General features: G+C 63.1%; 25 protein-coding genes. 12 read left to right on the forward strand and 13 right to left on the reverse strand.

Annotated features, from left to right (window positions below; genetic code table 11):
• Positions 1-2 precede the first annotated feature (2 nt).
• The 4 genes from ilvC to BLR34_RS06525 all read right to left on the reverse strand — a co-directional run bounded on the left by ilvC (position 3) and on the right by BLR34_RS06525 (position 4,953).
• Positions 3-1,016, reverse strand: coding sequence for a ketol-acid reductoisomerase (gene ilvC / locus BLR34_RS06510; RefSeq protein WP_092700903.1), 1,014 nt, complete (start codon positions 1,014-1,016; stop codon positions 3-5).
• Entirely contained in the window at positions 1,009-1,665 is a 657-nt protein-coding gene (gene ilvN / locus BLR34_RS06515; RefSeq protein ID WP_092700906.1) for an acetolactate synthase small subunit, read from the reverse strand. Before ilvN ends, ilvC begins: the two co-directional genes overlap by 8 nt.
• Positions 1,662-3,458 carry a biosynthetic-type acetolactate synthase large subunit gene (ilvB, locus tag BLR34_RS06520; protein WP_092700909.1) on the reverse strand — a complete coding sequence of 599 codons (1,797 nt, stop codon included), beginning with the start codon at positions 3,456-3,458 and terminating at the stop codon, positions 1,662-1,664. The genes ilvN and ilvB overlap by 4 nt, the downstream gene beginning before the upstream one ends.
• Positions 3,459-3,756: 298 nt before the next feature.
• Positions 3,757-4,953: a LeuA family protein gene (locus tag BLR34_RS06525; protein ID WP_092700912.1), complete on the reverse strand. Its 1,197-nt coding sequence runs from the start codon at positions 4,951-4,953 to the stop codon at positions 3,757-3,759.
• Between the two features lie 128 nt (positions 4,954-5,081).
• Between BLR34_RS06525 and ilvD the strand changes: the two genes are divergently transcribed.
• Positions 5,082-6,824 carry a dihydroxy-acid dehydratase gene (ilvD, locus tag BLR34_RS06530; RefSeq protein ID WP_092700915.1) on the forward strand — a complete coding sequence of 581 codons (1,743 nt, stop codon included), beginning with the start codon at positions 5,082-5,084 and terminating at the stop codon, positions 6,822-6,824.
• Position 6,825: 1 nt separating this feature from the next.
• Here ilvD and BLR34_RS06535 read toward each other — a convergent pair whose 3' ends face one another.
• Positions 6,826-8,115: an O-acetylhomoserine aminocarboxypropyltransferase/cysteine synthase family protein gene (locus BLR34_RS06535; RefSeq protein WP_092700918.1), complete on the reverse strand. Its 1,290-nt coding sequence runs from the start codon at positions 8,113-8,115 to the stop codon at positions 6,826-6,828.
• A gap of 195 nt (positions 8,116-8,310) precedes the next feature.
• On the opposite strand from BLR34_RS06535, the gene BLR34_RS16905 reads away from it, so the two are divergent.
• Positions 8,311-9,015 carry a hypothetical protein gene (locus BLR34_RS16905; RefSeq protein ID WP_176765258.1) on the forward strand — a complete coding sequence of 235 codons (705 nt, stop codon included), beginning with the start codon at positions 8,311-8,313 and terminating at the stop codon, positions 9,013-9,015.
• A 174-nt stretch (positions 9,016-9,189) separates the two neighbouring features.
• On the opposite strand, the gene BLR34_RS06545 is transcribed toward BLR34_RS16905, so the two are convergent.
• Positions 9,190-9,390, reverse strand: coding sequence for a hypothetical protein (locus BLR34_RS06545; protein WP_092700921.1), 201 nt, complete (start codon positions 9,388-9,390; stop codon positions 9,190-9,192).
• A 255-nt stretch (positions 9,391-9,645) separates the two neighbouring features.
• Between BLR34_RS06545 and tnpA the strand changes: the two genes are divergently transcribed.
• Together tnpA and BLR34_RS06555 are read left to right on the forward strand one after the other, a co-directional pair.
• Entirely contained in the window at positions 9,646-10,050 is a 405-nt protein-coding gene (gene tnpA, locus BLR34_RS06550; protein WP_092700924.1) for an IS200/IS605 family transposase, read from the forward strand.
• Positions 10,047-11,306, forward strand: coding sequence for an RNA-guided endonuclease InsQ/TnpB family protein (locus BLR34_RS06555; protein ID WP_092700927.1), 1,260 nt, complete (start codon positions 10,047-10,049; stop codon positions 11,304-11,306). The genes tnpA and BLR34_RS06555 overlap by 4 nt, the downstream gene beginning before the upstream one ends.
• 1 nt (position 11,307) lies before the next feature.
• Here BLR34_RS06555 and metX read toward each other — a convergent pair whose 3' ends face one another.
• Positions 11,308-12,483 (reverse strand): homoserine O-acetyltransferase MetX, encoded by a 1,176-nt coding sequence (gene metX, locus BLR34_RS06560; protein WP_092700931.1) that lies wholly within the window; start codon positions 12,481-12,483, stop codon positions 11,308-11,310.
• 157 nt (positions 12,484-12,640) lie between these two features.
• On the opposite strand from metX, the gene BLR34_RS06565 reads away from it, so the two are divergent.
• Positions 12,641-14,581, forward strand: a complete 1,941-nt coding sequence (locus BLR34_RS06565) for a serine hydrolase domain-containing protein (protein WP_092700934.1) — start codon at positions 12,641-12,643, stop codon at positions 14,579-14,581.
• 63 nt (positions 14,582-14,644) lie between these two features.
• Complete coding sequence (locus BLR34_RS06570) at positions 14,645-16,168, forward strand: DUF790 family protein (protein ID WP_092700937.1); 1,524 nt, start codon at positions 14,645-14,647, stop codon at positions 16,166-16,168.
• A gap of 29 nt (positions 16,169-16,197) precedes the next feature.
• Here BLR34_RS06570 and BLR34_RS06575 read toward each other — a convergent pair whose 3' ends face one another.
• Together BLR34_RS06575 and BLR34_RS06580 are read right to left on the reverse strand one after the other, a co-directional pair.
• Positions 16,198-16,704 carry a DUF7122 family protein gene (locus tag BLR34_RS06575; RefSeq protein WP_092700941.1) on the reverse strand — a complete coding sequence of 169 codons (507 nt, stop codon included), beginning with the start codon at positions 16,702-16,704 and terminating at the stop codon, positions 16,198-16,200.
• The gene (locus tag BLR34_RS06580) at positions 16,704-17,612 is read right to left on the reverse strand and encodes an RsmB/NOP family class I SAM-dependent RNA methyltransferase (protein WP_092701253.1); all 909 of its coding nucleotides are present in this window, start codon (positions 17,610-17,612) and stop codon (positions 16,704-16,706) included. Before BLR34_RS06580 ends, BLR34_RS06575 begins: the two co-directional genes overlap by 1 nt.
• A 92-nt stretch (positions 17,613-17,704) precedes the next feature.
• Here BLR34_RS06580 and BLR34_RS06585 point away from each other — a divergent pair, with 92 nt between their 5' ends.
• Both BLR34_RS06585 and BLR34_RS06590 read left to right on the forward strand, forming a co-directional pair.
• Positions 17,705-19,048 carry a M20/M25/M40 family metallo-hydrolase gene (locus tag BLR34_RS06585; RefSeq protein WP_176765259.1) on the forward strand — a complete coding sequence of 448 codons (1,344 nt, stop codon included), beginning with the start codon at positions 17,705-17,707 and terminating at the stop codon, positions 19,046-19,048.
• 235 nt (positions 19,049-19,283) lie between these two features.
• Positions 19,284-19,520: a UPF0058 family protein gene (locus tag BLR34_RS06590; protein ID WP_092700947.1), complete on the forward strand. Its 237-nt coding sequence runs from the start codon at positions 19,284-19,286 to the stop codon at positions 19,518-19,520.
• 106 nt (positions 19,521-19,626) lie between these two features.
• Here the strand turns inward: BLR34_RS06590 and BLR34_RS06595 are convergent, their stop codons facing one another.
• Positions 19,627-20,106, reverse strand: coding sequence for a DUF555 domain-containing protein (locus BLR34_RS06595; RefSeq protein WP_092700950.1), 480 nt, complete (start codon positions 20,104-20,106; stop codon positions 19,627-19,629).
• A gap of 112 nt (positions 20,107-20,218) precedes the next feature.
• On the opposite strand from BLR34_RS06595, the gene BLR34_RS06600 reads away from it, so the two are divergent.
• The 3 genes from BLR34_RS06600 (at position 20,219) to BLR34_RS06610 (ending at position 22,216) form a co-directional block, all read left to right on the forward strand.
• Positions 20,219-21,130, forward strand: a complete 912-nt coding sequence (locus BLR34_RS06600) for a DNA-3-methyladenine glycosylase family protein (RefSeq protein WP_092700953.1) — start codon at positions 20,219-20,221, stop codon at positions 21,128-21,130.
• A 36-nt stretch (positions 21,131-21,166) separates the two neighbouring features.
• Entirely contained in the window at positions 21,167-21,445 is a 279-nt protein-coding gene (locus tag BLR34_RS06605; RefSeq protein ID WP_092700956.1) for an acylphosphatase, read from the forward strand.
• A 126-nt stretch (positions 21,446-21,571) separates the two neighbouring features.
• Complete coding sequence (locus tag BLR34_RS06610) at positions 21,572-22,216, forward strand: DUF5806 family protein (RefSeq protein WP_092700960.1); 645 nt, start codon at positions 21,572-21,574, stop codon at positions 22,214-22,216.
• A gap of 15 nt (positions 22,217-22,231) precedes the next feature.
• On the opposite strand, the gene BLR34_RS06615 is transcribed toward BLR34_RS06610, so the two are convergent.
• Complete coding sequence (locus BLR34_RS06615; RefSeq protein ID WP_092700963.1) at positions 22,232-22,558, reverse strand: NifU family protein; 327 nt, start codon at positions 22,556-22,558, stop codon at positions 22,232-22,234.
• A gap of 288 nt (positions 22,559-22,846) precedes the next feature.
• Here BLR34_RS06615 and BLR34_RS06620 point away from each other — a divergent pair, with 288 nt between their 5' ends.
• The gene (locus BLR34_RS06620; RefSeq protein WP_092700966.1) at positions 22,847-23,257 is read left to right on the forward strand and encodes a metal-dependent transcriptional regulator; all 411 of its coding nucleotides are present in this window, start codon (positions 22,847-22,849) and stop codon (positions 23,255-23,257) included.
• A 10-nt stretch (positions 23,258-23,267) separates the two neighbouring features.
• Here the strand turns inward: BLR34_RS06620 and BLR34_RS17360 are convergent, their stop codons facing one another.
• Together BLR34_RS17360 and BLR34_RS06630 are read right to left on the reverse strand one after the other, a co-directional pair.
• Entirely contained in the window at positions 23,268-23,789 is a 522-nt protein-coding gene (locus BLR34_RS17360) for a type II toxin-antitoxin system RelE family toxin (RefSeq protein ID WP_245683186.1), read from the reverse strand.
• Between the two features lie 109 nt (positions 23,790-23,898).
• Positions 23,899-26,295 (reverse strand): methyl-accepting chemotaxis protein, encoded by a 2,397-nt coding sequence (locus BLR34_RS06630; protein WP_092700969.1) that lies wholly within the window; start codon positions 26,293-26,295, stop codon positions 23,899-23,901.
• Positions 26,296-26,334: the final 39 nt, after the last annotated feature.

Genomic DNA, 26,334 nt, shown 5'->3' on the forward strand with positions numbered 1-26,334 from the left:
GTTCAGTCATCAGCCGGTGCCGGCTCTCGTTGCTGGTCGCTCCAGGCGAAAAGTTCGCGCAACCGGTCGCCGACCTGTTCTATCTCGTGGTTCTGTTCGGCGCGTCGGTGCTGTCTGTAGGCCGGCCTGTTGGCCTGATTCTCCGCAATCCACTCGCGGGCGAACTCGCCGGACTGGACGCCTTCGAGAATGTCGTCCATCGCCTCTCTGTCGATGACATCCTCGCCGCGGGTCAGCCCGCCGTATTCGGCGGTGTCAGAGACGGAGTCCCACATCTCGGTGTGGCCACCCTCGTACAGCAGGTCGACGATGAGCTTGAGTTCGTTCAGGCACTCGAAGTAGGCCATTTCGGGAGAGTAGCCGGCCTCGACCAGCGTCTCGTAGCCCGCCTTGACGAGGTCCGTGACCCCGCCACAGAGGACCGCCTGCTCGCCGAAGAGGTCGGTCTCTGTCTCCTCGCGGAAGGTCGTCTCGATGACGCCCGCCCGGGTGCAGCCGATTGCGCTCGCGTACGCGAGTGCCTCGGCACTGGCTTGGCCGGTTGCGTCCTGATAGACCGCAAACAGGCCGGGGGTCCCCTCGCCGCGCTCGTAGGTCCGTCGGACCAGATGGCCCGGACCCTTCGGTGCGACCATCGTCACGTCCACGCCTTCGGGCGGCTCGATTTGGCCGTAGTGGACGTTGAACCCGTGGGCGAACTGGAGGGTGTCGCCGGCCTCGAGTTCGGGTGCAATCGCCTCATAAACCGCCGGCTGGACCGTATCGGGGACCAGCATGACGACGATATCTGCCTCGGCGGTGGCCTCGCTGGGAGTTGTGACGCGGAGGCCGTCCGCCCTGGCGTGTTCACGCGACCGCGAGTCGGGTCGGAGGCCCACGACGACGTCGACGCCGCTGTCGTCGAGATTCTGTGCGTGGGCGTGGCCCTGACTGCCGTAGCCGAGTACCGCGACCGTCTTGTTCGCAAGCTGTGCGCGCTCTGTGTCGCTGTCTGTGTACACTGTTGTCTCAGTCATCTGCAATCGTCTCCGTTTTGACTTGGGCCTCCGTCGGCGCCTGATTCGGTTCGCTGACCTGTGCTGTGGGTTTCTCGCCACGCGCCAGCGCGGCGTAGCCGGTCCGGGTGAGTTCGCGGATGCCGAACTGGCGGTAGGCGTCGATTGCCGCGTCGATGCGCTGTTCGTCGCCCGTGATTTCGACCGTAATCGAGCGCGGGCCGGCATCGAGCGTCTGGCCGTCGTACATCTCCGTGATGGCGTTGACCTGGTCGGGGCTGTCGCCGTCGACTTTCACGATGACCAGCTCGCGCTGAACGGCCTCCTCTAACTCCCGCACCGAGATGACCGGAATCCGCTTTGCGAGCTGTTTTTTCACTTGGTCGATGTTCGGACGGCTCTCCTCGACGACGATTGTCATTCTGGCGAGGCTGTCGTCGATTGTCTCCCCGACCGTCAGCGATTCGATGTTGTACTGTCGGCGGCTGAACAGACCCGACACCTCCGCGAGGACGCCGGGTTCGTGTTTGACCAGCGCCGACAGCACGGCTCGCCGGGGCTCGTGTGTCTGCCGGTCAACCCCCTCGACAGGAATCCCCTGGTCGGTTCGCTCGCCGTCTGGCGTCCGGCGCTTTTCGGGTGGCGCGCCGGGCAGTTCGCCGCGGCTCATTCCAACCCCTCCAGTTGCTCGTCGTTCAACGCAAAGCGGGCGTTGTCGCCCCCGCTTGGCACCATCGGATAGACGTTCTCCTCGGGGTCGATGTGTGCGTCGACGACCGCCGGACCGTCGTACTCGTGTGCCGCGGTGAGCGTCGCCTCGACATCCTCGGCCTCGTCGATGCGAAACCCGCGGGCACCGAATGCCTCGGCCAGCGTGTCGAACTCGGGGACCCAGCCGTACTCCGAGGCCATGTGTCGGCCCTCGAAGAAGCCGTCCTGCCACTGGCGGACCATCCCGATTGCCTCGTTGTTCAACACGACGACGGTGATATCGAGGTTCTCGCGGACCGCGACCGACAGCGACTGAATCGTCATCAACAGGGAGCCGTCGCCCTCGAAGCAGACGACTTCTGTCTCGGGCGCGGCGACCTTCGCACCGATTGCCGCGGGGAGGCCGTATCCCATCGTCCCCAGCCCGTGACTCGACACCCAGGTCCGGGGTTCGGTGTACTCCCAGAACAGGCAGGCCCACATCTGGTGTTGGCCAACGCCGGTCGTGACAATCGTCTCCTCGGGCGTCACCGCGTCGGCCGTCTCGACGACGTACTCCGGCTTGAGCGGGTCCGAGTCCGGCATCTCGTACTCGAGTGGGTACGTCTCGACCCACCGCTTGCAGGTCTCGTGCCACTCCGTGAGGTCGGGGCCCGTCGCTATCGCGTCGTCGAGCTGGTCGAGGACCCGTCTCGCGTCGCCGACCAGCGGGTAGTCCGCGAAGATGTTCTTGCTCATCTCCGCCGGGTCGATGTCGACGTGTGCGACCTCGGCCTCGGGGGCAAACGTCTCGACACCGCCGGTCAGCCGGTCGTCGAACCGCGTCCCCACGCCCAACAGGAAGTCGCAGTTCGCCAGCGCGAGGTTCGCGTAGCCGGTGCCGTGCATCCCGGCCATCCCCATCGACAGCGGGTCGTCCTCGGGGAACGACCCCAGACCGGGCATCGTCGTCACGACCGGAATCTCGTACTCGCGGGCGAAGCTCCTGAGCCGGTCACAGGCCTCGCCCTTGATGACGCCGCCGCCGGCGAGAATCACCGGCCGCTGTGTGGCTTCGAGCGCCTCCGTGGCTGCCCGGACGACGACCTCGTCTGCCTCGGTCGGCGGGCTGTAGGTGTCCGGCGTCTCGGGGCTGTCGGGTTCGCTCGTCGTCTCGGCGAGGGAGACGTCTTTGGGGAGGTCGACCAGTGTCGGCCCCTGACGGCCGTCGTTTGCCAGCGCCCAGGCCGTTCCGACGGCATCGCCGACGGTGTCGGGGTCCTGGGCGAAGCTGTTGTGTTTCGTAATCGGCTGTGTGACGCCGGTGGTATCTGTCTCCTGGAAGGCGTCACTGCCGACGAAATCGGTCGGGACCTGGCCCGTCAGCGCGAGTACCGGGTCCGAGTCCATGCTCGCGTCGGCGAGGCCGGTGACGAGATTCGTCGCGCCCGGTCCCGAGGTGGCGAGACAGACGCCCGGCTCGCCGGTGACGATGCCGTAGGCGTCGGCCGCATGCGCCGCCCCCTGTTCGTGGGCCATCGTGACGTGGTTCAGTTCGTCGTGGTCGTAGAGGGCGTCGTAGACGGGCATGATTGCCCCGCCTTGCACCCCAAAGAGGTCGTCGACGCCGGCGGCTTCGAGTGCCGCCACGACCGCGTCCGCACCTGTTTCGACACCGTCGGATTCGGACGGTTCCGCTTGCGACGCGGATGTGTCCGATTCCGGAGGGTCGTGCTGTGCTGTCGGTGGTTGCTGCTGTGCTGTTCTGTCCATTGATAGACATCCGTGACTGCTGGTCGATGGCGATGCGGTCGGGGTGACGAGAGGAGAAGTAGTGTAGGGGCTCAGGCCCCTACAATAATGCCGAGGAAAGCGATGCCGCTGGCGGCGACAAACGCCCGGGTGCCAGCGGTCAGTTGCATTACTACAACTCTCCTGTCGCCGTGGTATATAACGCTTTCGGGGAGCCCGTGCCGAGTAGTCGCGTTGCTGGTCGTGGTGAGCGGACACAGCGTTGCGCTCAGACAGCAGCCCCACGGCGCTGTCGCTACTGCTCGGCCGGGACATCGGCCTAGACGCGAACCTCCTCGCGGCGGGCGATGCCGGCATCGCGGGCGAACTGTTCGAGGTCGGTAGCGGTGACGTGACCGGCAGAGACACCGCTTTCTTTGACCTTCTGTGTCACCGTGTGAACCTCCTCATCGGTGGGGTCGAAACCGACCTCTTCGAGCCGTTTGCGTACCGAGTGGGTCCCGGTGTGTTTGCCGAGGACGAACTCACGCTCTGCACCGACCATTTCCGGCGTCATCACGCCGGGCTCGAACGTCTCGCTGTTTTCGATGACGCCAGCGGCGTGGATGCCGCTCTCGTGGGCGAAGGCGTTGTCGCCGACGACTGGCTTGTTACCCGGTACCGGGACCGCCGAGCGCTGTTCGACGGTCCGTGAGATGTCAGCGATGCCTGTGGTGTCGATACCGGTGTCGACGTCGTACAGCGATTCGAGCCCCATGACGACCTCCTCGTATGCCGCGTTGCCCGCGCGCTCGCCGATGCCGTTGACCGAGACCTGGACCTGGTCTGCGCCGCCGCGAACGCCTGCGAGGGCGTTCGGCGTCGCCAGCCCGAAGTCGTCGTGGGTGTGGACATCTACCCGGGCGTCGCCGCTGTGTTCGACGATATCGGCGACGAGCTCGCCGAACCGCTCGGGCGTGGCAACGCCACAGGTGTCCGGGACGTTTATCCAGTCTGTGCCGGCGTCGGCGGCCGCCTCGACCATCTCGAACAGGAACGCCTCGTCGGTTCGAGTGGCGTCCATCGGCGAGAACATACACGTCGCGCCGGCCTCGACGACACGCCTGACGGACTGGACAGCACGTTGTTTCGCTTCTGTTCTGGTCGCGTGCATCGAGTCCTCGAGTTGTACGTCGCTGGTCGAGGCGAACACGTGGACCATGTCGACGCCGCTGTCGAGTGCCGCCTCGATGTCGTCGTCCACCACGCGGGCGAGCCCACAGACCGTACTCGAACTGGCCGCGGCGATGTCACGGACCGCCTCGAACTCGTCGTCGCTGTTGACCGGGAATCCCGCCTCGATGACGTGGGTTCCCATCTCGTCGAGTTGCGCCGCTATCTCGCGTTTGTCGTCGTACGAGAACGACGTCCGTGGCGTCTGCTCGCCGTCGCGCAGCGTGGTGTCGAAAATCCGTACCTGACCGTGGGAACTAGTTGTCCCCTGGAAGAACTCGATCCGCCGGGGTCGCCGACGTATCCTCGTTGTAAACCATTTGCGTTCCTATACCTATCGAGCAGGTATATAGTTCTATCCCCAATGTGGCACTAGTCAGCATATAACATATTATCCGACCCATTAAGTCCCCCGGGGACAACGACGAGCCAATGAGTGAGCAACCGGCAGACCACGGGAAAGACCCCGAGCTACCGAGCAACGAGGTGACCGACGGCCCCGAGCGCGCCCCGCATCGGGCGATGTTCCGGGCGATGGGATACGACGACGACGACCTCTCCTCGCCGATGGTCGGAATCGCGAACCCGGCGGCTGATATCACGCCGTGTAACGTCCATCTCGACGACGTTGCCGAGAGTGCCTACGAGGGTGTCGACGGTGCCAGCGGGATGCCAATCGAGTTCGGAACCATCACCATCTCGGACGCAATTTCGATGGGGACCGAAGGGATGCGGGCGTCGCTTATCTCCCGGGAGCTGATTGCCGACTCCGTCGAGCTGGTCGCCTTCGGCGAGCGCCTGGACGGTCTCGTCACGGTCGCCGGCTGTGACAAGAACCTGCCCGGCATGTTGATGGCGGCGATTCGGACAGACCTCCCCTCGGTCTTTCTCTACGGTGGCTCTATCATACCCGGCGAACACGAGGGGCGCGAGATTACGGTCCAGAACGTCTTCGAGGGCGTCGGCGCGGTGGCACAGGGCGAGATGTCCGAGGCCGAGCTCGACGAGATGGAGCGCAACGCCTGTCCCGGTGCCGGCTCCTGTGGCGGGATGTTCACCGCCAACACGATGGCCTCGATTAGCGAGGCCCTCGGATTCGCGCCTCTCGGGAGCGCCTCGCCGCCCGCCGAGAGCGAGCAACGCTACGAGGTGGCCCAGCGAGCCGGCGAGCTCGCTGTCGAGGTAATCGAACAGCAGCGTCGCCCCAGCGACTTCCTCTCGCGGGAGTCCTTCGAGAACGCGATTGCGCTCCAGGTCGCCGTCGGCGGCTCGACGAACGGCGTTCTCCATCTGCTCGCACTTGCCGCCGAAGCCGGAGTCGACCTGTCGGTCGACGATTTCGACGAGATTAGTCGCCGAACGCCGAAGATTGCCGACCTCCAGCCCGGCGGCGAACACGTGATGAACGACCTCCACGAGGTCGGCGGCGTGCCGGTCGTCCTCCGGCGACTGCTCGAAGCGGACCTGATTCACGGCGACGCATTGACCGTCACGGGCCGGACGATTGCCGAGGAACTGGCCCATCTCGAAGCCGAGGGACGGCTACCGTCAGACGAGAAAATCGACGAGGAGTGGCTGTATACGCCCGCGGAGCCGAAACAGGACGCGGGAGCAATCAAGATACTCTCGGGCAACCTCGCCCCCGACGGCAGCGTGTTGAAGGTGACCGGCGACGACGAGGCCTTCCACCACGAGGGGCCGGCTCGGGTCTTCGAGAGCGAGGAAGAAGCGATGGCCTACGTCCAGGCGGGACACATCGAGAGCGGCGACGTCATCGTCATCCGCAACGAGGGACCGCGCGGCGGACCCGGCATGCGGGAGATGCTCGGCGTCACCGCCGCCGTCGTCGGCCAGGGTCACGAGGACGACGTGGCGCTGCTCACCGACGGGCGGTTCTCTGGTGCGACCCGGGGGCCGATGGTCGGCCACGTCGCCCCCGAAGCCTACGTCGGCGGCCCGATTGCTGCCGTCGAGGACGGCGATACCGTGACCGTGGACATCCCGAACCGTGAGCTGTCGGTCGACCGCAGCGGTGCGGAACTCGACAGACGGTTGGCCGAGCGCGACGACCCACAGCCGGCCTACGAGACCGGCGTTCTGGCGAAGTACGTCCGCGATTTCGGGTCGGCCGCAAACGGTGCCGTCACCAATCCCGGCGTGAGTTGGGACAGGTGAGTCAGGCGTTCTCGATTGCCTGGTCGAGGTCGGCGGTAATGTCCTCGGGGTCCTCGATGCCGACTGAGAGGCGAATCATGTCCGGCTTGACGCCGGCTTCGAGTTGCTCTTGGTCAGTGAGTTGCTGGTGTGTCGTCGAGGCGGGGTGGATGACCAGCGTCTTCGCGTCGCCGACATTCGCCAGAAGCGAGGCGAGTTCGGTGTTGTCCACCGCCGACTTGGCAGTCTCGAACTCACCGAGGCCGAACGTGACCATGCCGCCGTAACCGCCGTCGAGATACTCGCTGGCCTCCTCGTGTGTCTCGTGGTCTGGCAGTCCGGGGTAAGAGACCCACTCTACTTCGGGGTGGTCGTCGAGGAACTGGGCGACCGTGAGTGCGTTCTCGGCGTGGCGCTCGATACGGAGGGGGAACGATTCGAGCTTCTGGAGCGTGACCCAGGCGTCGAACGGTGCCTGTGAGTTTCCCAGGCTGCGGGCTCCCCGGGCGATTGCGGCGTATGTGAGGGCGGCCTCGCCGAACCGTTCGGCGAAGTTGACGCCGTGGTACGCGGGGTTGTCCTGTGCGAGTTCAGGGTATGTATCGGCGTGGTCGGCCCAGGGGAACGAGCCGCCGTCGACGACGACGCCCCCGACGGTCGAGCCTGCGCCGTGAATCCACTTCGTCGTCGACTCCCAGATGATGTCGGCTCCGTGTTCCAGCGGGCGACAGAGCGCGGGCGTGGCGAAGGTGTTGTCGACGAACAGCGGGACGCCGTGGTCGTGTGCGAGGTCGGCGACGCGCTCGATGTCGGGCGTCGTCAGCGCCGGGTTGCCGAGCGTCTCGATGTGGACGTAGGCGGTGTCCTCGTCGATGGCCTCCGCATAAGCCTCGTAATCGAGTGTGTCAACAAAACGCGTCGTGACGCCACGGCGTTCGACGGTGTGATTCAGGTACGTGTAGGTGCCACCGTACAGCGACTTTGCAGAGACGATGTTGTCACCGGCCGAGGCGAGCAGGAAGGTCACGAGGTCGAAGGCGGCCATCCCGGAACTGGTCGGGACGGCACCGACGCCGCCTTCTAAGGCGGCCAGTCGGTCGCCAAGTTGTGCGGTCGTCGGGTTCAGCAGCCGAGAGTAGATGTATCCCTCCTCTTCGAGCGCGAACAAGCGCGCGGCGTGGTCGGGGTCCTCGAAGACGAACGAGGTGCTCTGGTGAATCGGCGGTGCGCGCGCACCCGTGGCCGGGTCGGGGTCGGTCCCAGCGTGGACCGAGCGCGTGTCGAATCGGTACTCGTCTGATTGCTGTGTCATGTCTACTGGTTCGCGGGGTCACCACCTAAACACGGCTGCCGCGTCAGGAACTGCCGCAGTCGGGGACGAGGGACAGAGCAGACGGTTAATCCGGATTAAATGGGCTAAACTGTCCGTCAAATCCGGTAAATCCGGGTCGATTCGGGTACAGCGAGTACCCGGGTTAAGTGGGTCTCGACACGAGCAATGGATGCGATGAACGCAACGAAACTACTCGCGGCAATGCTTGCGGGACTGGTGCTGATTGGCGGCGTCGCCGCCGTCGGCACCGCCACGCAGGCAGGCGCACAGGTCACAGAGAACGATGCAAACCCCGGCCAGGGGAGTGCACCTGACGACCCCGGCAACGGTAACGCACCTGTCGACGCAGGTCCGGACGCTGACGACAGCGACGATGCCGAAAGTGACGATGACGGAGACAGCGCTGAGAGCGCGACCGAAGCCAACGAGAGCGCCGACGACCGCGCCGAGGATACTGCCGACCCAGCCAACAACGCAAGCGAGAACGCGGCGAACGCGAGCGAGGACCGCGAGGTCGGTCCCCCGGGCGGACTGCCCGATCAGGTGCCTGACCACGTCTCGGAGATTCACAGCGCCATCACGGCGTTCCTTAACGACGACATCGACGACCTCGGCGAGACGCTGGCCGAGATACTCGGCGACGACAGCGACGAAGACGAAACCGAGAGCGAAGACGAAACTGAGAGCGAGGAAGAGACTGAAGATGAAGAAGACGACGAGAGCGAAGAGGACGCTGAAGATGAAGAAGACGACGAGAGCGAGGAAGAAACTGAAGATGAAGAAGACGACGAGAGCGAGGAAGAAACTGAAGATGAAGAAGACGACGACGAGAGCGAAGCAGAGACTGAAGACGAAGAAGACGACGACGCTGACGACTAACACGACAGAGCGCGGGCGAGGACAGCACAAGTCGGTTCCGGCGGCCCGCGGCTCGTGACGCGGGCGAAACAGCCAGAGTGGCCTGGGACGGTTCCACGGCGAGACAACAGCCGCCGTGTGGGGGCCGTCAGGCCGTGACTTGTTTTATCTCGTAGAGGAACACCCAGACACCCGTCAGTAGTCCGACCGGAATAACGATGCTGGGACTTCCTCCGAAATCGGGAGATTCATCACATCGACGAGCAACTGGACTGTCAGCTCCGACAGCCGCTCGAACAGTTCGATGTTCTGTCTGATTGTGTCGGTAAGCACTGCCCCCAAGACTACGAGTACCATTGATGCGAGCCCGTGTACCGTCCCCTTGACCAGCGACATACCCGAGCGGTTCACAGAGATGGCTATTCAATCTTTTCAGGCCACAGTCTCCCCGGAAAGCGTCTCGTTAGCTGATAGCAGGCGCTAAGCCCTCTCCCTCAAGCAGCACCGCAGTCCGCGCAAGCGGACAAGGAGCGCAGTAGGGAGGGGATACAGCGCCGTCATCGTCTTCCATACACTGTTCTATTTCCGACCCACAGGCCCACGCAGTCGTAACTTCTTTCTACTAGGCTCTGCGAATATTGACTGAACCCAATGGAGTACGACCTCGACACGGGAGCGCACTCGGTGTATTCACTCCACTACCACCTGATACTCACCACCAAGTATCGGCGTGGTGTGCTCACCGAGGATCGAACCCAATTCATTCGCGGGGTCATCGAGGGGTTCGCGGACAAGTATGGTGTCACACTGACCAATCTCGACGGCGAAGACGACCACGTTCACATTCTGTTCCGGGCTGAGCCGACCACAGACCTCGTGAAGTTCATCAACACCGTCAAGGGTGCAACTGCTCGACGCATCCGCAACGAGTACGAAGATGAACTTAAAACCGACCTGTGGGGCGACTCCTTCTGGAATGACTCGTACTGTCTCATCTCGACAGGACAAGTCTCATTGGATGTGTTGAAAGAGTACGTCGAAGACCAACGAGCATGAACTACAACTACAGGTATCGCCTCGAGCCGACCGAAAGCCAGCGTGAGACGCTGGACTACCACCGCGATACCTGTCGGCAACTCTACAACCACGCCCTGTATCGCTTCAACCAGATTCCCGAAGACGAGGGCACCGTCAAACAGCGTGTCCGCACGATTCGTGACGAGCTTCCCGACCTCAAAGACTGGTGGGACGCACTCACCGACGTGTACTCGAAAGTGCTTCAACCCACTGTCATGCGGATTGCGAAGAATATCACACGCCTCGGCCAACTCAAAGAACGAGGGTACAAGATCGGTGAACTTCGGTGGAAGTCACCACGCGAGTTTCGCAGTTTCACCTACAACCAGTCTGGCTTCGAACTCGACAAGAAGGGTGGTCAGACTGTATTGTCACTGTCGAAACTCGCCGATATTCCTATCGAACTTCACCGACCGCTTCCCGAGGACGCCACAATTAAACAAGTCACGCTCAAAAAGGAGAAAACCGGCGAGTGGTTCGCTATCTTCGGCATCGAGATGGACACAGAACCGCCAGCCAAGCCACCGCTGCCGGATATTGACACTGACGAGATGGTCGGGATTGACGTGGGGATTCTGAAGTACGCCCACGATACAGACGGCACAGCAGTCGAATCACTCGACCTCTCGGAGGAACGCGACAGGCTCGAACGAGAGCAACGGAAACTCTCGGGCAAAGAGCATGGGTCGAACAACTGGGAGAAGCAACGTCAGCGTGTTGCTGAGTGCCATCTCGACATCAAGCGCAAGCGGCGTGATTTCCTGCACAAACTCTCGAACTACTACGCTCGGGAGTACAAACTGGTGGCGGTCGAAGACCTCGACGTGAAAGGGATGCTGGAATCGCCGCGTAACAGCCGCAATACGGCCTCGGCAGCGTGGAACACCTTCACCGATATGCTCGAAACGAAGTGTGAACGGGAAGGGACGCACTTCGTAGAGATTGACCCTGACGGCACCACCAAAGAGTGCGCTCAGTGTGGCGTCGAAACAGACAAACCGCTCTGGGTGCGTGAACACTCTTGTCCGGCCTGTGGATTCGAGGCGGACAGAGACGCAAATGCAGCGTGGAACATTCTTTTTCGCGGACTCACCGAACTAGGAGTGGGTCACTCCGAAGGAACGCCTGTGGAGACTGCGCTCCCTGCGGGAACTGCAGTTGTTCCTGCAAAGCGCGTCGTGGAAGCAGGAAGCCCCACCCTCAGCGAGCGCGTCAGCGCGAGCAGGGTGGGGTAGTTCACCTGTCGGCAACACACTGCGTTCTGTTCTCGACGCCGTTGGCGAGAAACCGAGCCAGCGGCGGGCCGACAGCATCCGTCTCGACCAGAAAGGCGTCGTGGCCGTGGTCAGACTCGACGACCCGGTGTGTGACAGGCGTGTCGCTCTCGCGAAAGGCCGCGGTGAGGCAGTCGGCCTGCTCGACGGTGAAATGCCAGTCGCCGGTAAAAGAGATGACCAGCGCCTCGCCCTCGAAGTCGACGAGTGCTTCGGCGGTCGAACCGCGCCCGTCGGCGAGGTCGTAAGCGTCCATCGCCCGTGTCAGATACAGATACGCGTTCGCGTCGAACCGCTTGACGAACGAGGCAGCCTGATAGTCGAGGTAGGACTCTACGTCACGATAGGCAAAGCGCTCGCGTGCCGGGTCCGCGGGGAAGTCGTGCCCGTCGGTGTCACCGTCGGCTTCGCGTCGTCCGAATTTGCGGTCCATCGACTCCTTCGAGAGATACATGATGTGGCCGAGCTGTCGGGCCAGCGCGAGCCCGTCACGCGGCGGCTGTCTATCGTAGTAGTTACCGCCATTCCAGTTCGAGTCCGACCGGATGGCTCGGCGCGCGACCGCGTCGAGACTCAGACACTGTGTGTCGAGTCGCGGTGCCGTCGCAACCGGCGCGACGAGGTCCACGTCGCTGGGGTAACGAGCGACCCACTCCAGCGCGTTCATTCCGCCGACGCTACCGCCGACGACCGCGTGGAGGCGGTCGACGCCGAGCGCATCCAGCAGCCGACGCTGGGCCCGGGTCCAGTCACCGACGGTCACCGCCGGAAAGGCAGGGCCCCAGCGGCCGTGCTCGCCAGCACCCCGTCCGTCTGGCGCGTGACTGGCCGGCCCCGAGGAGCCATAACACGAGCCAGGAACGTTCGCACAGACCACGTAGTACTCGTTCGTGTCGATGGGTTTTCCCGGGCCGACGATATCGTGCCACCAGGCCGCCGCCTGTCCCGCCTGACCACTCGTGGCGTCGCCGATGTCGGCGACGTTCTGACTCCCGGTGAGCGCGTGACAGACGAGGACGGCGTTCTCGCCGTCGAACTCGCCGTAGGCCTCGTAGGCGATTGCCAGGTCCGGAATCGTCTCGCCACACTCGAAGGTGAACTCGCCCAGCGAGACCGTCTCGGCGGTGACCCGTGTCATCTACCAGTATCTGGTATCCGGAGTCACATTCCGACTTCGCCACCGGCGGATATTACCAGCGTCGGGGACACTCTCCGTCCAGGCGCTGTCTTCGCCCATAGTTGCTGTGGGTGAAATTACGGGCAAGATTCATACTTCCTGGTAAACGTGTTCCTCTGTGACAACCAGCGACAAGACTGCGATATCACGTCCGTGCGTGACTCGTCGGCGGTTTCTTGCGGGGTCGTGTGCGGTAGCGGCCGGTGTCTCGGCAGGCGACGCTGTCACAGCGGGCTCCGGACAGGCAGCCGACGGGCAGTCGACGGTTGGCCTGGACGATATCGAGTCGCGTGTCGCCGAACTACTCACCGACAGTCTCGACGAACACGACATTCCGGGGGCAGCGGTCGCGGTCGTCAAAGACGGCGAGGTGACGATGACAGAAGGGTACGGGGTCGCCGACCGCACGACCGACCGCCCAGCCGAAGCGACGACACCGTTTCGTATCGGCTCAATCTCCAAACCGGTCGTCTGGACCGCGATTGCGCGACTGATTCGGCGCGGAGACCTCGACCCGGCGACGCCCGTGTCGGCATACCTCGATGACGATATCGTCTCGTGGAACGAGCCGGTGACGCTCGGAAACCTTGCGACCCACACCGCGGGGTTCGAGGCGACGAACCGCGGCATGTGGTACGACGACCCCGCCGACGTCGGGTCGCTCTCCCGCCATCTCGACCCGATGCCGGCACAGGTCCGCTCGCCAGGCGAACTCGGGGCGTACTCCAACCACAGCGCTGCACTGGCCGGGCAGGTACTCGCCGCTGTCACGGACCGACCGTTCCACGAGGCGATGTCCTCGCTGTTGTTCGCGCCAGCCGCGATGGGGGCGAGCAGCTTTCGCCAGCCGTTACCCCAGGACCTCTCGGAGGCACACGCGACCGGCCACGACGCCGCCAACGTCGACGGGAAGTTCGCTGGCCTCGGCATCGCGCCCGCCGGTGCACTGTCGACGACGGCGAACGACATGGCCCGGTTCATGCAACTCCACCTGAACGACGGGGTTGTCGACGGCGACCGCGTTCTGGCGTCCGAAACAGTCGACCTCCTCCACCGGCAGTGGTTCACCCACCACGAAGCGCTCGCTGGGATGACGCTGGGTCTTATCGAACAGAACTACGGGGGAGTCCGCGTCCTCCATCACAGCGGCGCGACCCGCACGTTCCACAGCAAGATGGTGTTGATTCCGGAGTGGGGGTTCGGCCTGTTCATCACGTTCAACAGCAACGACGCGGCCGGACCACGCGAGAAAATTCCTGAGAAAGTCCTCGAGGATGTGGTACCCGACACCGAGAGCGACAGCATGCCAGCCGATACGGGCCCCACACGGGGGAGCGAACTGGAGGGGACGTACCGCTCGCTGTCCGTCGGTGAACACGCACACGACAGTTTCCTGACCAACCTCGGGGCTGTAGCCGTTGAGGTCTCCGTCGCCGACGACGGTGCGCTGGTTCTCGATAACGACGGAGACGAGAGCCGCTGGGTCGAACTCGAACCGCTCGTCTTCCGGAACGAAGAGACGGGCGAGCGGCTCGCGTTCGGCGAATCCGACGGCGACATATCCTATCTGTTCCTGGGTGGCACGCCGACGGCACTGGGTCGGCAACCGTGGTACGAGTCCGCATCGTTGCACGGTGTCGCAGCGCTCGTGGCACTGGTCGGCGTCGCCTCCGGGTGGCTTCTGTGGTCACCGTCACGAGAGGACGGGGAATCTTGGCGCGACTGGCTGGCGTCGTGTCGGTCGAACCGCTCCCGGCTGGCTAAGCTGAGTCTCTGGGTCGGTGGCAACGCGTTTGCGGTTTTTGTCCTGTCTACGTTCGTCTACCTGTTCTGGGACGTGTTCGCGTTGCTGTCGGACCCGTCACTGGTGTACCGGCTGGCGTTCGTACTCCCGATGGTCGGCGCAGTCGCCTCGGTCGTGAGCGGCGTGCTCGGCGTCCGACTATGGCTGGAGGGGGACTGGCGGCTCCGGACGCGACTCCACTACAGCTTCGTCGCGGCCTGCCTGCTGTTTATGAGCGCGTTCCTCGGGTACTGGAACCTGTTGCTCCCGCCCTGAACCACGACTCGAAGCACGCGCCAGTGCCACACCGTTTTTCACCGTGCTGTACGGAGTGAGAGTGTGCTGACCAAAGACCTCCTCCGTGTCTCCCGGCGCGGCGGCTATCACCCCCAGTTCGCCGACGAGGACCACGAGCAGGTGGCCGCCCGCGTCATCGGCTGTTATCAGGGCCACGTCGGCGAGCGCCGCGAGACCTTGCAGGAGGCGCTGTCGGATATCGAGCGCGAGAGCGAGGATTTCAAACTCGTCCGCGGGTTCGCCAAACTGCTCGACCGCGAGGCGACCTGGGAGGTGCAGTCGCCGCTGGCTCCAGAAGACGCGCGGGAGGCGGCGTTCGTCGCCGGCGAGGCCGTCGGCGTCGTGACCGAGGGCCAACGGGCCGCCGCGCTCGACCGAGCGGCCGAGCGATTAGACGCCACGCCCGAGGCCGTCGAAGCGTCGCTGTACGCCGACCTCGAATCCAGAGAGGGACTCGCGGCGGTCGACCCGCGGTGGTCCCCGGCCGAGCTCGTCGAACAGTACAATCTCTCGCTCGCTCAGACCGCGCTGTTCGACGCGACCGAGATTCGAATCCGGTCGAGTGACCCGAAAGCCGTCGTCTCGGCGCTCAAACGACTCCGCTTGCTGTACGAGATACGCCGCCTGCCCGAGAGCGAACGCCGGGCTGTCGGGGGCAACGACCGCGAAGTCGTCGTCACCGGTCCAGACGCGCTGTTCGAAAAGACCCGCCGGTACGGCACGCGATTCGCCCGCCTGCTGAGGACCGTCGCCAAAGCCGCCGAGTGGCGACTGGAGGCAACCGTCGACGACCGTGGCACCGAGCGCGAGCTCGTTCTCACAGACGCAGACGTGACCGTGCCAGGCGTCGAGCCGGTGACCGAGGTCACCTACGACAGCGGCGTCGAGGCGGAGTTCGCCCGCCGTTTCGAGTCGCTGGAACTCGACTGGACGCTGGTTCGCGAGCCAGACGCGGTCGCGGCCGGCGAACACGTCGTCATCCCCGACTTCGCCCTCGACTACGAGTTCGGTGACTTCCGGGTCTACTTCGAGATTATGGGTTTTTGGACCCCCGAGTACGTCGAGAAGAAGCTGGCTCGACTTGAGGCGGTCGCGGACGTCGAGTTGCTCGTCGCGGTCGACGAGAGCCTCGGCGTCGGCGAGGAAATCGAGGCCCGGGACCACCGCGCAATCCCCTACTCGGGGAGTGTCCGCATCAAGGACGTGCGGAACGCGCTCCGGCGCTACGAGGAAGAGCTACAGGCCAACGCCGCCGAGACACTACCCGAAGAACGCCACCCCAAGGCCGACGTGGTGACACTGGAAGCGCTCTCGGAGGAGTATGGGGTGAGCAAGCAGACGCTCGACGACGTATCCTTCCCCGACCACGAGCGCGTCGGCGGGACGCTCGTCAGAGCGGCGGTACTCGATGCCGTCGACGAAGCGGTAACGCCCGGTATGTCACTCGCGGCGGTCGAGGACGTGCTCGACGCGTACGACCTCTCGGAGACGAGCGCGGTTCTCAGCCGTCTGGGCTACGCCGTCGAATGGGAGGGACTGAGCGGCGGCACGGTCAGAGAGCGGTAGCTTGACCGTACTCACACGACCTCGTCGGCTCAAAGCTCGCGCTGGCGGCCCTTTGGAACCATCGACGCGAGCTCGCCGTAGGTGTAGAGACCGACCCCGAGTGGCTCCTGCTCGCCGGCAATCTCACGCGTGACGATGAGATACCCCCAGTCGCCGTCCCAGTCGAGTTCCTGGTCTTCGCCGGCCAAAAAGCGCCTCGCCTGGTCCTCGGTGAGTTCGAGGCAGTTCGTCGTGGCGTGTGTGCCAAAGCGCTGGACGGCTTCGAGCGTCGGCTTCCAGTGCTCTCCACGAGTTCGCAGGGCGGTCATGCCGAGCGCCTGGATTTCGACTGGCGACTCGACCTCGCCCCGGAAGGCCCAGATTTTCCCCGAGCCACGCTCCCAGAAGGAGTACGCCTCGAAGACCGGGGGTTCGATACCGAACCGCTCGGCGAACCAGTCGAGCACTTCCTGGCGGGTCGGCCGCTCCTCGACGACGCGCTCGTCCTCGGTCGCCGGGAGTCGGTCGAAGCGCTCGCCGACGTTCTCGTCGGTCATCACTCGGTCACCTCCAGTTTCGCACAGAAGAAGCCGCCGGTGTCGTTGTGGTGCGGGTAGATGCGCTTGGCGCGAGTGAGCGACTCGTCGAACGTCTCGTCCTGCCACTCGGTGATGCCGGGAGCGGCTTCGAGCGGGCAGTCGAAGTCGACGACGCGACAGGGGTACTCCCCGAGCGCGTAGTCGAGTATCGCCTCGTTTTCCTCGGGCGCGAACGTACACGTCGAGTAGACGACGGTGCCGCCGGGGCGGGTCACCTCGATAGCGCGGCCGAGAATCGCCCGCTGGACACCGGCAATACCGTTCACGTGTTCGAGCGTCCACTCGTCCAGCGTGTCCGGGTTTTTGCGTATCGTTCCCTCACAGGAACAGGGCACGTCGACGAGGGCGCGGTCGTAGGGTTCTAACCCGAACGGTTTGAGCGAGTGGTTCCTGGCGTCTTCGCGGGTGACCGCGACGTTCGTCACGCCCAGCCGTTCCGTGTTCGAGCGCAGCGCCGAGAGCCGGCCGAGGTTGTTGTCAGTCGCCACCACCAGCCCGGTATCCTCCATCAGCGCGGCGAGCTGTGTCGTCTTACTCCCCGGGGCCGCACAGGCGTCCCAGACGCGCTCGCCGGGCTGTGGGTCGAGGACGCGTGCTGGAAGTGCCGACACCTCCTCTTGGCCGTGGAGCCAGCCGTGGACGTACGGCCAGTTCGACCCTGGCTGGTCGTTGGGTAGCCGGAACAGACCGGGGTGCCAGGCCGCCTGCTCGTGGGCGAGGTCCACTTCGTCGAGCGCCTGTCGCGTACGCCCGACTGTCGTCTTGATTGTGTTCGCTCGGACGACCGACGGCAGCGGGCGGTCACAGGCCGCTCGAAATGCCTCGACATCGTCGACGAGCGGGTCGTACCGCTCCAGTACGTTCATTGGTTGCCGTTTGCCTGTCCGGTGTTTGTCGGTTTCGGAACGACACTCCCCGTCGGGAACCTTTTATTATCGCCGGCCTGCGAGAGGATGACATGTCCGAACACGACACGGCGACACACGAGGCGGCGGTGTCAACCGACGTACACGACGACCCCGTCGGATTACTTCAGGACCTGATTCGGTTCGAGACGGTCAACCCACCGGGCGACGAGAAGGCCTGTATCGACTGGATTGGCGAGTTGCTCGACGCCTACGGCCTCGAATACGACACCTACGCACAGGACCCAGACCGTCCGAACCTGTTCAGTACCGTCTCTGGGGGCGACGGCCCGCCGCTGTTGCTCTATGGCCACGTCGACGTCGTCCCCGTCACCGGCCAGGACTGGACACACGACCCCTTCGAGGCTGTAATCGAGGACGGTCACGTGTGGGGTCGCGGGGCGCTCGACATGAAATCGGGGGTTGCGATGTTTCTCGCGACGTTCCTTCGACTCGCGGCCGAGGACGAACAGCCACCAGGTGACGTACATCTCTTGGTCGTCTCGGACGAGGAGGGTGGCGGCGACGACGGACTGGGCTATCTCGTCGAGGAACACCCGGAACTGTTTACCGATATCGACCACGCAATCGGCGAGTTCGGCGGCTACGACCTCGAACTGGCCGGCGTCGAAACCTATCCGATTCAGGTCAACGAGAAACAGGTCTGCTGGCTGGAAGCGACCTTCCGGGGCAACAGTGGGCACGCCTCGTTCCCACACGAGGGGACGGCGATGGGCAAGATGTCGTCGTTCGTCGAGACCGTCGATAGCCAACGCCTGCCGGTCCATATCACGCCCGCTGCCGAACAGATGTTCGAAGCACTGGCCGATGCCGTCCCGCCCGAGCAAGCCGAGCAGTTCGAGGCACTGCTCGACCCCGACCAGACCGACGGCGTTCTGGACGCGATGGAGACAGAGACGAAGATGTTCGACGCGTTGCTCCACAACACGGCGAATCCGACAATCGTCGACGGCGGTGACAAAGAGAACGTGGTCCCCGAGGAGGTCACCGTCTTCCTTGACTGTCGGCTCGTCCCCGGACAGAAGCCCGAGGACGTGATGGCTGAACTGCGCGCGGTGACGGGCCAAGACCCCGAGTTTGAGGTCGTCCGGTTCGACTCCGGCCCGCCGTCGGCCGACCTCGACACCTTCGAGGAACTCGGCGCGATACTCGAAGCCGAGACCGGTGGCGTCCCGATTCCGCTGTTGATGGCCGGCGCGACCGACGGCCGCCACCTCGCACAGGTCGACGTACAGAGTTACGGCTTTATTCCGATGCAACTCGACGACCTTCCCTTCCTCGAACTCGTTCACAGCGGCGACGAACGCGTCCCCGTCGACGCCGTCGAGTGGGGAACCGAACGCGTCTACGAGGCCGTCCAGAGCTACGCCCAATAACGCTGCATTCGCCCGCAGTAATTACCACTGTGTATTTTCTCATAGCTCAGATGCTTTCTGATAATGTATTTGTCCAATATCTATCATATTATCCAGGAGGAGCGCTTTCGAAACAGTTTCTGAGAGAACGGGATACATTGGCCAGAGGGGGGCTGAAAGGGCAAATCTCGGCAGAAGTGTGTTAACGGTACTCAGAGTACCATTATAACCCTCCAGTCTATATGGTAAGACGACCATGAAAAAGCAGGAGCTCATTCACCTTCACGGTCTCCTTGCCCAGGTACAGAATCACTACGAAGAAAAAACAGGAGACACGGTCGACCACGACGAGTACATTTCTCTTGGCGTACAACCAACCTCGATTCACAAGTCGAAGACCGAACACAAAGAAGCCGTCTTTGCTCTCGCACGAGACATCACCTCGGAAATGACCACTGAGGAGACCGAGCCGGTTTCTGCTGCCGCCGACTAATTTCTGCCACTCCAAGTGGCGCGTCAACCACTACCCGACAGTGCCGCATCTGCCGAAGGCGGCGGCTCTCGGGAAATCGTAACCGAAGGAAAAGTGACCGGTATCGTTACTCGTCGATGAGTTCCTCGAACTCGGGGAGGACCTCGTCGTCAGTCTCCGGGCTCTGGACCGGTGTCTCCTCGGTGCTCTCCTCGGCGGTGTCGTCGGTGGGCTCCTCAGCAGTGTCCTCGGTCGAGTCCTCGTCGTCGTCTTCCTCGATGACCTCGATTTCGAGTACGTCGAGTGGGATGTTCTGGAGGCGCTGGCCGATTTCCTTTCGAGCGATACGAGCGGCGTGTTCCTCTCGCTCGACGTTGAACACGGTCATCTCCAGCTCCAGTGCAACGAGTGCTTCGTCGGCTGCGATGAACGCCGGCGGCAACTCCTCGCCGGAAGGAGCGGTCCGCTCGCCCATGTTTATCTCGACGTAGTTGAGGTCGGGGTTCAGCATCTCGCCGGTCTTCGAGATGGCGATACGAACCGCTTCGTCGGGCGTTTCCACGTCGTATACGGGAACAGCCGCTTCGACGACAACTCTGCAGTTCATATCCATATTTTGACGGTCGACGAATATGAAGGTTAGCCCGAATGTCTGCTGTCTTTCATGAACCAGGTGGAACTCGAAACGGACAAGACGGTCCCAGCCTACCGTATAGACGATGGAACAGGGAGCTATCGACCTGTCAGCGCTACCGAGTGGATTCGACCTCCAGTCGACACTGGAGAGCGGGCAATCGTATCTCTGGTGGCGCGAAGACGGAGAGGATTTCGGCGACACGACACAGTACGGCGGGGACGCTTGGTATCTGACGACTGCCCGTGTCGACGGTGAGCCTGTGGTCGTCCGGGTCCGCCAGCGCGACGACCGTCTCGACTGGGAGGCGACTGTCGACGCCGAATCTCTGCTGACCCGTCGGCTCCGGCTCGGCGATGACCTCGATGCTATCCGAGCAACCGCTCCCGACGACGAACTCGTCGAGCAGGCCTACGAGGCCTACTGGGGAATGCGGCTGGTCAACGACCCGCCCTTTGGCTCGCTTATCTCGTTTATCTGCTCGGCCCAGATGCGCGTCTCCCGCATCCACGAGATGCAACAGTCTCTCCGCGAGGCCTTTGGCACGCCGGTCGAGTTCGACGACTCGACCTATCACGCCTATCCGACCCCGGAACAGCTAGCCGCCGCCAGCGAGACAGAACTTCGGGACCTCTCGCTTGGCTACCGCGCGCCCTACGTCCAGCGCTCGGCCGAGCTGGTCACCGAGGGAACGCCCATCGACGTTCGTGACCTGCCCTACGAGGAGGCGCGCGAGGCACTCACCGAGTTCGTCGGCGTCGGCGAGAAAGTCGCCGACTGTATCCTGCTGTTCTCGCTCGGTTACGACGAGGCAGTCCCCCTCGACACCTGGATTCGCGGGACAATCGAGGAGTACTACCCCGACTGTGACCGCGGGAACTACACCGAGACCTCGCGGGCAATCCGGGAGGCCCTCGGCGGCGAGTACGCCGGCTACACCCAGACGTACCTCTTTCACTTCCTCCGGAACGGCGGCGGTGACAACCTCGGAGAGTGAGGTATCGTTTTGAGGGCCCCCCTCGAAGTGACGCGCATGAGCGACCGGACGCGAGCACACGTCTACGTCTCGGGCAAGGTACAGGGCGTCTACTTTCGGGCGACGACACGGGACACCGCGCGCGAACGCGGCGTCGACGGCTGGGTTCGGAATCTCGACGACGGCCGCGTCGAGGCGGTCTTCGAGGGGTCACAGGAGCCAGTCGAGGCGATGGTCGAGTTCTGTCACGAGGGGAGTTCGGCGGCCCGCGTCGACGACGTGGAGGTCACCTACGAGGAGCCACAGGGCGATGACGGTTTCGAGGTTCGGTGGTAGTTATCGCTGCTGGAGAGAACGGAGCTACTGTATGCAGAACAGCAAGAAAGCCCGCCAGCGCATTCACCAGTTACATCCATTCCTAGCGGCGACACGCTTTTTCTGCCGGCGCTCGCAGAGTCGGGCATGGTAGAGGACCCTGCGCCGTCGGACGAACCGCGGGCCGACGAGGAGACACAGCCGGCAGCCGACACCGACGGACAGACTGGGGACGGGGGCAGTGACACCGCCGTCTCGGACGTGCCGGCGGACGTACAGAAATACGAGAAGTTCCAGAAAATCGACGGCAGCACCTACGACCGCGCAAACGAGTTCCTGCGCGAGCGGACGTACATCACGGCCCGCGAGTGGGCTATCGCCCGGCTGTGTGCCGACTTCCGGACCGAGACGGGCGTCGAAATGACGAAAATCGGCGAGAATCTTCCCCATCTCGTTCCCTTTATGACAGATACCTACTCTCCACAGGCGGTCAACCAGGCCCGTAGCTCCTTCGAGGAGAAAGTTCGTATGGCCGGCGCGACGTTCCTCTATGGCGCGATGTCGGACTTTTTCACCGCCGAAGAACTCGACGATGTGATGTACGAGGCGACCGAGGTGGCGAAGTTCCTGCTCGAAGTCGAGGGCGTCGACCTCTCGGTCGAAGAAGAGCTAGAGGCTGAAGACCGCATCTCCGAGGTGATGCGCGACGTTCGAGAGCACAGCGTCGAGTTACGCCACGACGAGGTTACCTGTCCGGAGTGTGGCCACGAGTTCGACGCCAGCGACGAGTGACTGGATGGCGATCTCTCAGAACGGCGGGCTGTAGTCTTCGTATTCGCTCATCGTCTCCATCTCGTCGGTCTTCGAGGGCATCACCGCCGCGTCGGGTCGCGTCGACCGGACGACTTCGACGTCCTCAAGCTCGTCGACGCTCTCGGGGAGTCGGCTCTCGATTGCGTTCATCGTCATCGGCGCGATGCCACAGCCAGAGCAGGTGCCGCCGATGGCGACGGTTACGTGACCGCGCTCTGAGTCGACCTCTTTCACCTCGAAGGAGCCGCCGTGTTGCTGAATCTGCGGGACGTTGTTAGTCAGGTAATTCTGGGTCTGCTGTCTGAGGCTTTCGGAACTCATCACAACGACTACTACGACAGCAAGTGTAATAAAAATAATGCTTTTTCGTACCGCCTAAAACCCCTGAAATTGTGGAAAAGCCGCGAAAAACAGATTTGTTCTAATATTATGCGGTATATCTGAGGTTTTCGCATCGCCTAAAACCGCGTTCGAGCCAGGTGTCCGGAATCGAATCGATGAAAGGAGCACCACAAGCTATTTTATCTTTTAGGTACACCTAAATTATAGGAGTCACGTGATGCACAGAGGAGGTCGCCATCGAGGTTATCCCGTCAGACGGAGGGAGCGATGACTAGCAAGCTAGAGTATCTTCTCGCGGTTTACATCGAGGAGAGTCGTGGGTCTCGGCCGGTTCCGTTCGACAAAATCGCCGACAAACTCGACCGGTCGCCGGCGACCGTCACCGAAACGTGTCAGCGTCTCGATGAGGAGGGGCTGGTCAGACACGAACCCTACCAGGGTGTCACACTCACGAGCGACGGGCGAGAGGTAGCCGAATCACACCACGACCGGTACGTCGTTCTCTCGTGGTTTTTCAGGAGTATTCTCGACCTAGAGGAGTACGAGCGGGAAGCAATGGAGATGGCCGGCGTAATCAGCCCCGAAGTCGCCGACCGACTCGCGGCGACGCTGCCGTACACAGACGAGTCACAGACGCCGACCAGTGCTGCGGGTGAGCCACAGAACGCCACCGAGTAACACCGGCGTCCTACTCGCCGCGCATCCGGATACGGAGGACATACAGCACCTGTTTTTGGGTATCGACACGACAGCCGAGCCGGAAGGGTCCGATGAGCAGTTTGTCGTGTGGCGCGTCCGCGAGCGATTCGAGGTCTTCGGTTGGATTACGCCACTCGCCGCTGACGAGGTCGTTGAGCGTCGTCACGATGCGCTCCTGTGCGTAGTCGTCGCGTCGGTCGAGGTCGACCGCGGCCGTCTCGGTGAGCAGCCAGTCCCACGCGTTGTCACCAGACGGCTCGTCGACGCCGATGTCGGCGGTGACCTCTGCGCTGGTCGAAAGTCTCTCAGCCTGGATGTCGACCTCGCTGGTCAACATCGCACGCAGGTCGCCGCGGTCGAACTCCGGGTGCCTGACAGCGTCGGCGGCCGCCTGTTCGAAGAAGGCTTCGATGCTGCCGTATCCCAGGTCCTCGTACCGACCCTCAATCTCTGCCAGCAGTTCCGTGTCGAGTGCGACCGAGACCGTCTCCGAGTCAGCTGAATCCGTCATACTACTGTCGTCTCGTGGAAGGTCGATAAATATTACCCCGCGAATCCTCGTCACAGGTCAGATCTGCCACGCTCTATCGGCCGTCGACAGTCAACGCGTCGGGTCGCAGTCAGTCGTCGCTGTGTGCTGAGGCAGTCTGAGAGCGTTCGTCACCAACCTCGAAGTTTTCGAGTCGGGCCTGCAGACTTTCGGCCTGCTCGGCCAGTGACTGGACGTTTGCCGTCACCTCGGTCATCGAAGACGCCTGTTCCTCGGCGTTTGCCGACACAGTCTCTGATTCGGCGGCCGTCGACTGACTGATGTCGGCGACCTCGTCGGCCATCGCGACGACTTCTTCGGAGCTTGCAGCCTGGTCGTCCATCGCCTCACTGATTTCCTGCACGCCGTCGTTCGTCGTTTCGATGTTCGAGGCGACGTTGGCAAACGCCTCGGCCGTCTCCGCGACGGCATCGCTGGTCTCGCGGACCTGCTGTTCGGCGGCCTGTATCTCGGCGACGGTGGCGCTGGTCTGTTCCTGGACTTCTGCGACGAGCTGTGCGACATCGTCGGCAGAAGCCTGCGTCTCGCCGGCGAGCTGTTTGACCTCGTCTGCGACGACGGCGAACCCTTCGCCGCTGCCGGAGCCGTCACCGGCGCGGGCGGCCTCGATGTTCGCGTTGAGTGCGAGCATGTTCGTCTGCTCGGCAATGTCGGCGATCAGGTCGACAATCTCGTCGATTTCGGTCATCAACTCGTCGAGCGCCTCGACGTTGTCGACCGTGTCGACCATCTTCTGCTGGACGTCGTCCATCTGTCCGATGGCCTCCTGTGCGGTGTGTTCGCCGCTCGTTGCCAGCTCCTCGGCCTCCTGTGAGGTGGTGGCGACATTCTGTGCCGTCGACGCGACCTCCTCGATGGTCGCCGAGAGGTTGTTCATCTCGCTCGAGATCTGTTCGAGTTGCTCGCGCTGGTCGTCGGTGCCACTCGCTATCTCCTGGACGCTCTCGCTGATATCTTCGCTGGCGCGTTTGGCCTCCTGAGCGCTCGCGCTCGCCTGTTCGCTTGCGGCCGCAACCTCGTGGGAGAAGCCCTGAATCTCCTGTATCGTCGACTCGATGTCGGCTAACATCCCGTTGACGCCGGTGGCAATCTCGTACATCGCGTCGTTGTCGATGTCGGTGTCCAGCCGCGCGGTGAGGTCGCCATCGGCGGCCCGTTCGACGACGGCCCCGAACTCCGTGGCCTGCGTTTCGAGGGTGTCGACCAGCCGCTCTGCCTCCTCGCGGGACCGCTCTGCCTCCTCGCGTGCGTTCTCGACATCTGCGATGAACTGCTGGACATCGTCGTGCATATCGTCGAGCGAGTCACCGAGTCGGCCCGGAACCTCCTCGTCGAGCACATCGGCATCGAAGCGCTGTTCGGCGAGCGCATCAGCCTGGTCGGCGACGGTGCCGAGGTAGGCGGTGATGTCTCGGAATCCATCTCTGGCCTGCCCGAGTTCGTCGATACGACCCTCGTCGGTGACGGTGTTGTCGATATCGCCGTTTGCCACGGCAGTCGCCTGATTGGACAGTTCCGTGAGCGAGCGAACCGGACCGCGACTAATCATCACGCCCAACACGAGCAGCCCCAGAAGCGCAGCCGCGACAAGGGCAATCACGTTGTTCCGAACCTGCCGCTGGGTGCTCAGCGCCGTCGACTTCGGCGCCCGCTTGATTGTGACCCAGTTCGATGCGCCGCCGACCGGTGCGAAGGCAACGAGGTCGTTGTCGGTAGTCAGTGTCCCACCCTCGTTTTCCTCGATTGCGGAGAGAATCGGCGTCGCTCCGTCCCGGTCGTACTGCGTCAACAGCGTGGTCTCGTCCCTGTCGAACAGCACACTTCCGGTCGTACTGCCGATGACAGTAGTTGTGGTGCCGTCGATAGAGCTTCTGAACTGTTCGGCGCGCTCGGCGGTTTCGAGCACCATCACCACTGCGTGGTCACTCTCTGGCACCGGCGAGAGCATCGCTATCGACGTGTTTCCCGACGACGAGGTGTACACCCAAGACTGGATAACCGTCTGTGAGTCATCGAGCGCAAGCTCACTGAACGGCTGTTCCTGAGGCCATACAATATCGGTATCGGTAATCTGGTCTCCCTCTCGCTGAGTCTGTGTGCTTGCGGTGATTTGTCCCGTCTCGTAGTTGAGATAGTGGAGTGCAACTACCTCCGGTGGCTGTTCCTCGAGTTTTTCGTTCAACGTCGCACGAACGCCGCCTGAATCCCCTGCAGCCAGCCCTCTGTGTTCGGACAGTGATTTGGCAGTTTGGCGTTGCGTGTCGATCCACTGACGGATACTGTCACTCTCGAGTTGGGTGTTCCCCAGTAACGTCTGCTCCTGTTGGTCTGTCACCTCTGCGGAAACCTGCGTCTGGGCATAGAGGCCAATACCGGCGACGACCACCAAAATGAGCAATGCAAACAGTGCAAACTTGCGAGTGTAGCTTTTCCGTATCGAGTCGGGAAAGTATTTTTCTAGTGACATTAGTTGCCCCGTTTTGGACCAGCCGAGCCGACACCGCAA

Origin of the sequence: Halovenus aranensis (assembly GCF_900100385.1) — an archaeon.
GTDB lineage: Archaea > Halobacteriota > Halobacteria > Halobacteriales > Haloarculaceae > Halovenus > Halovenus aranensis.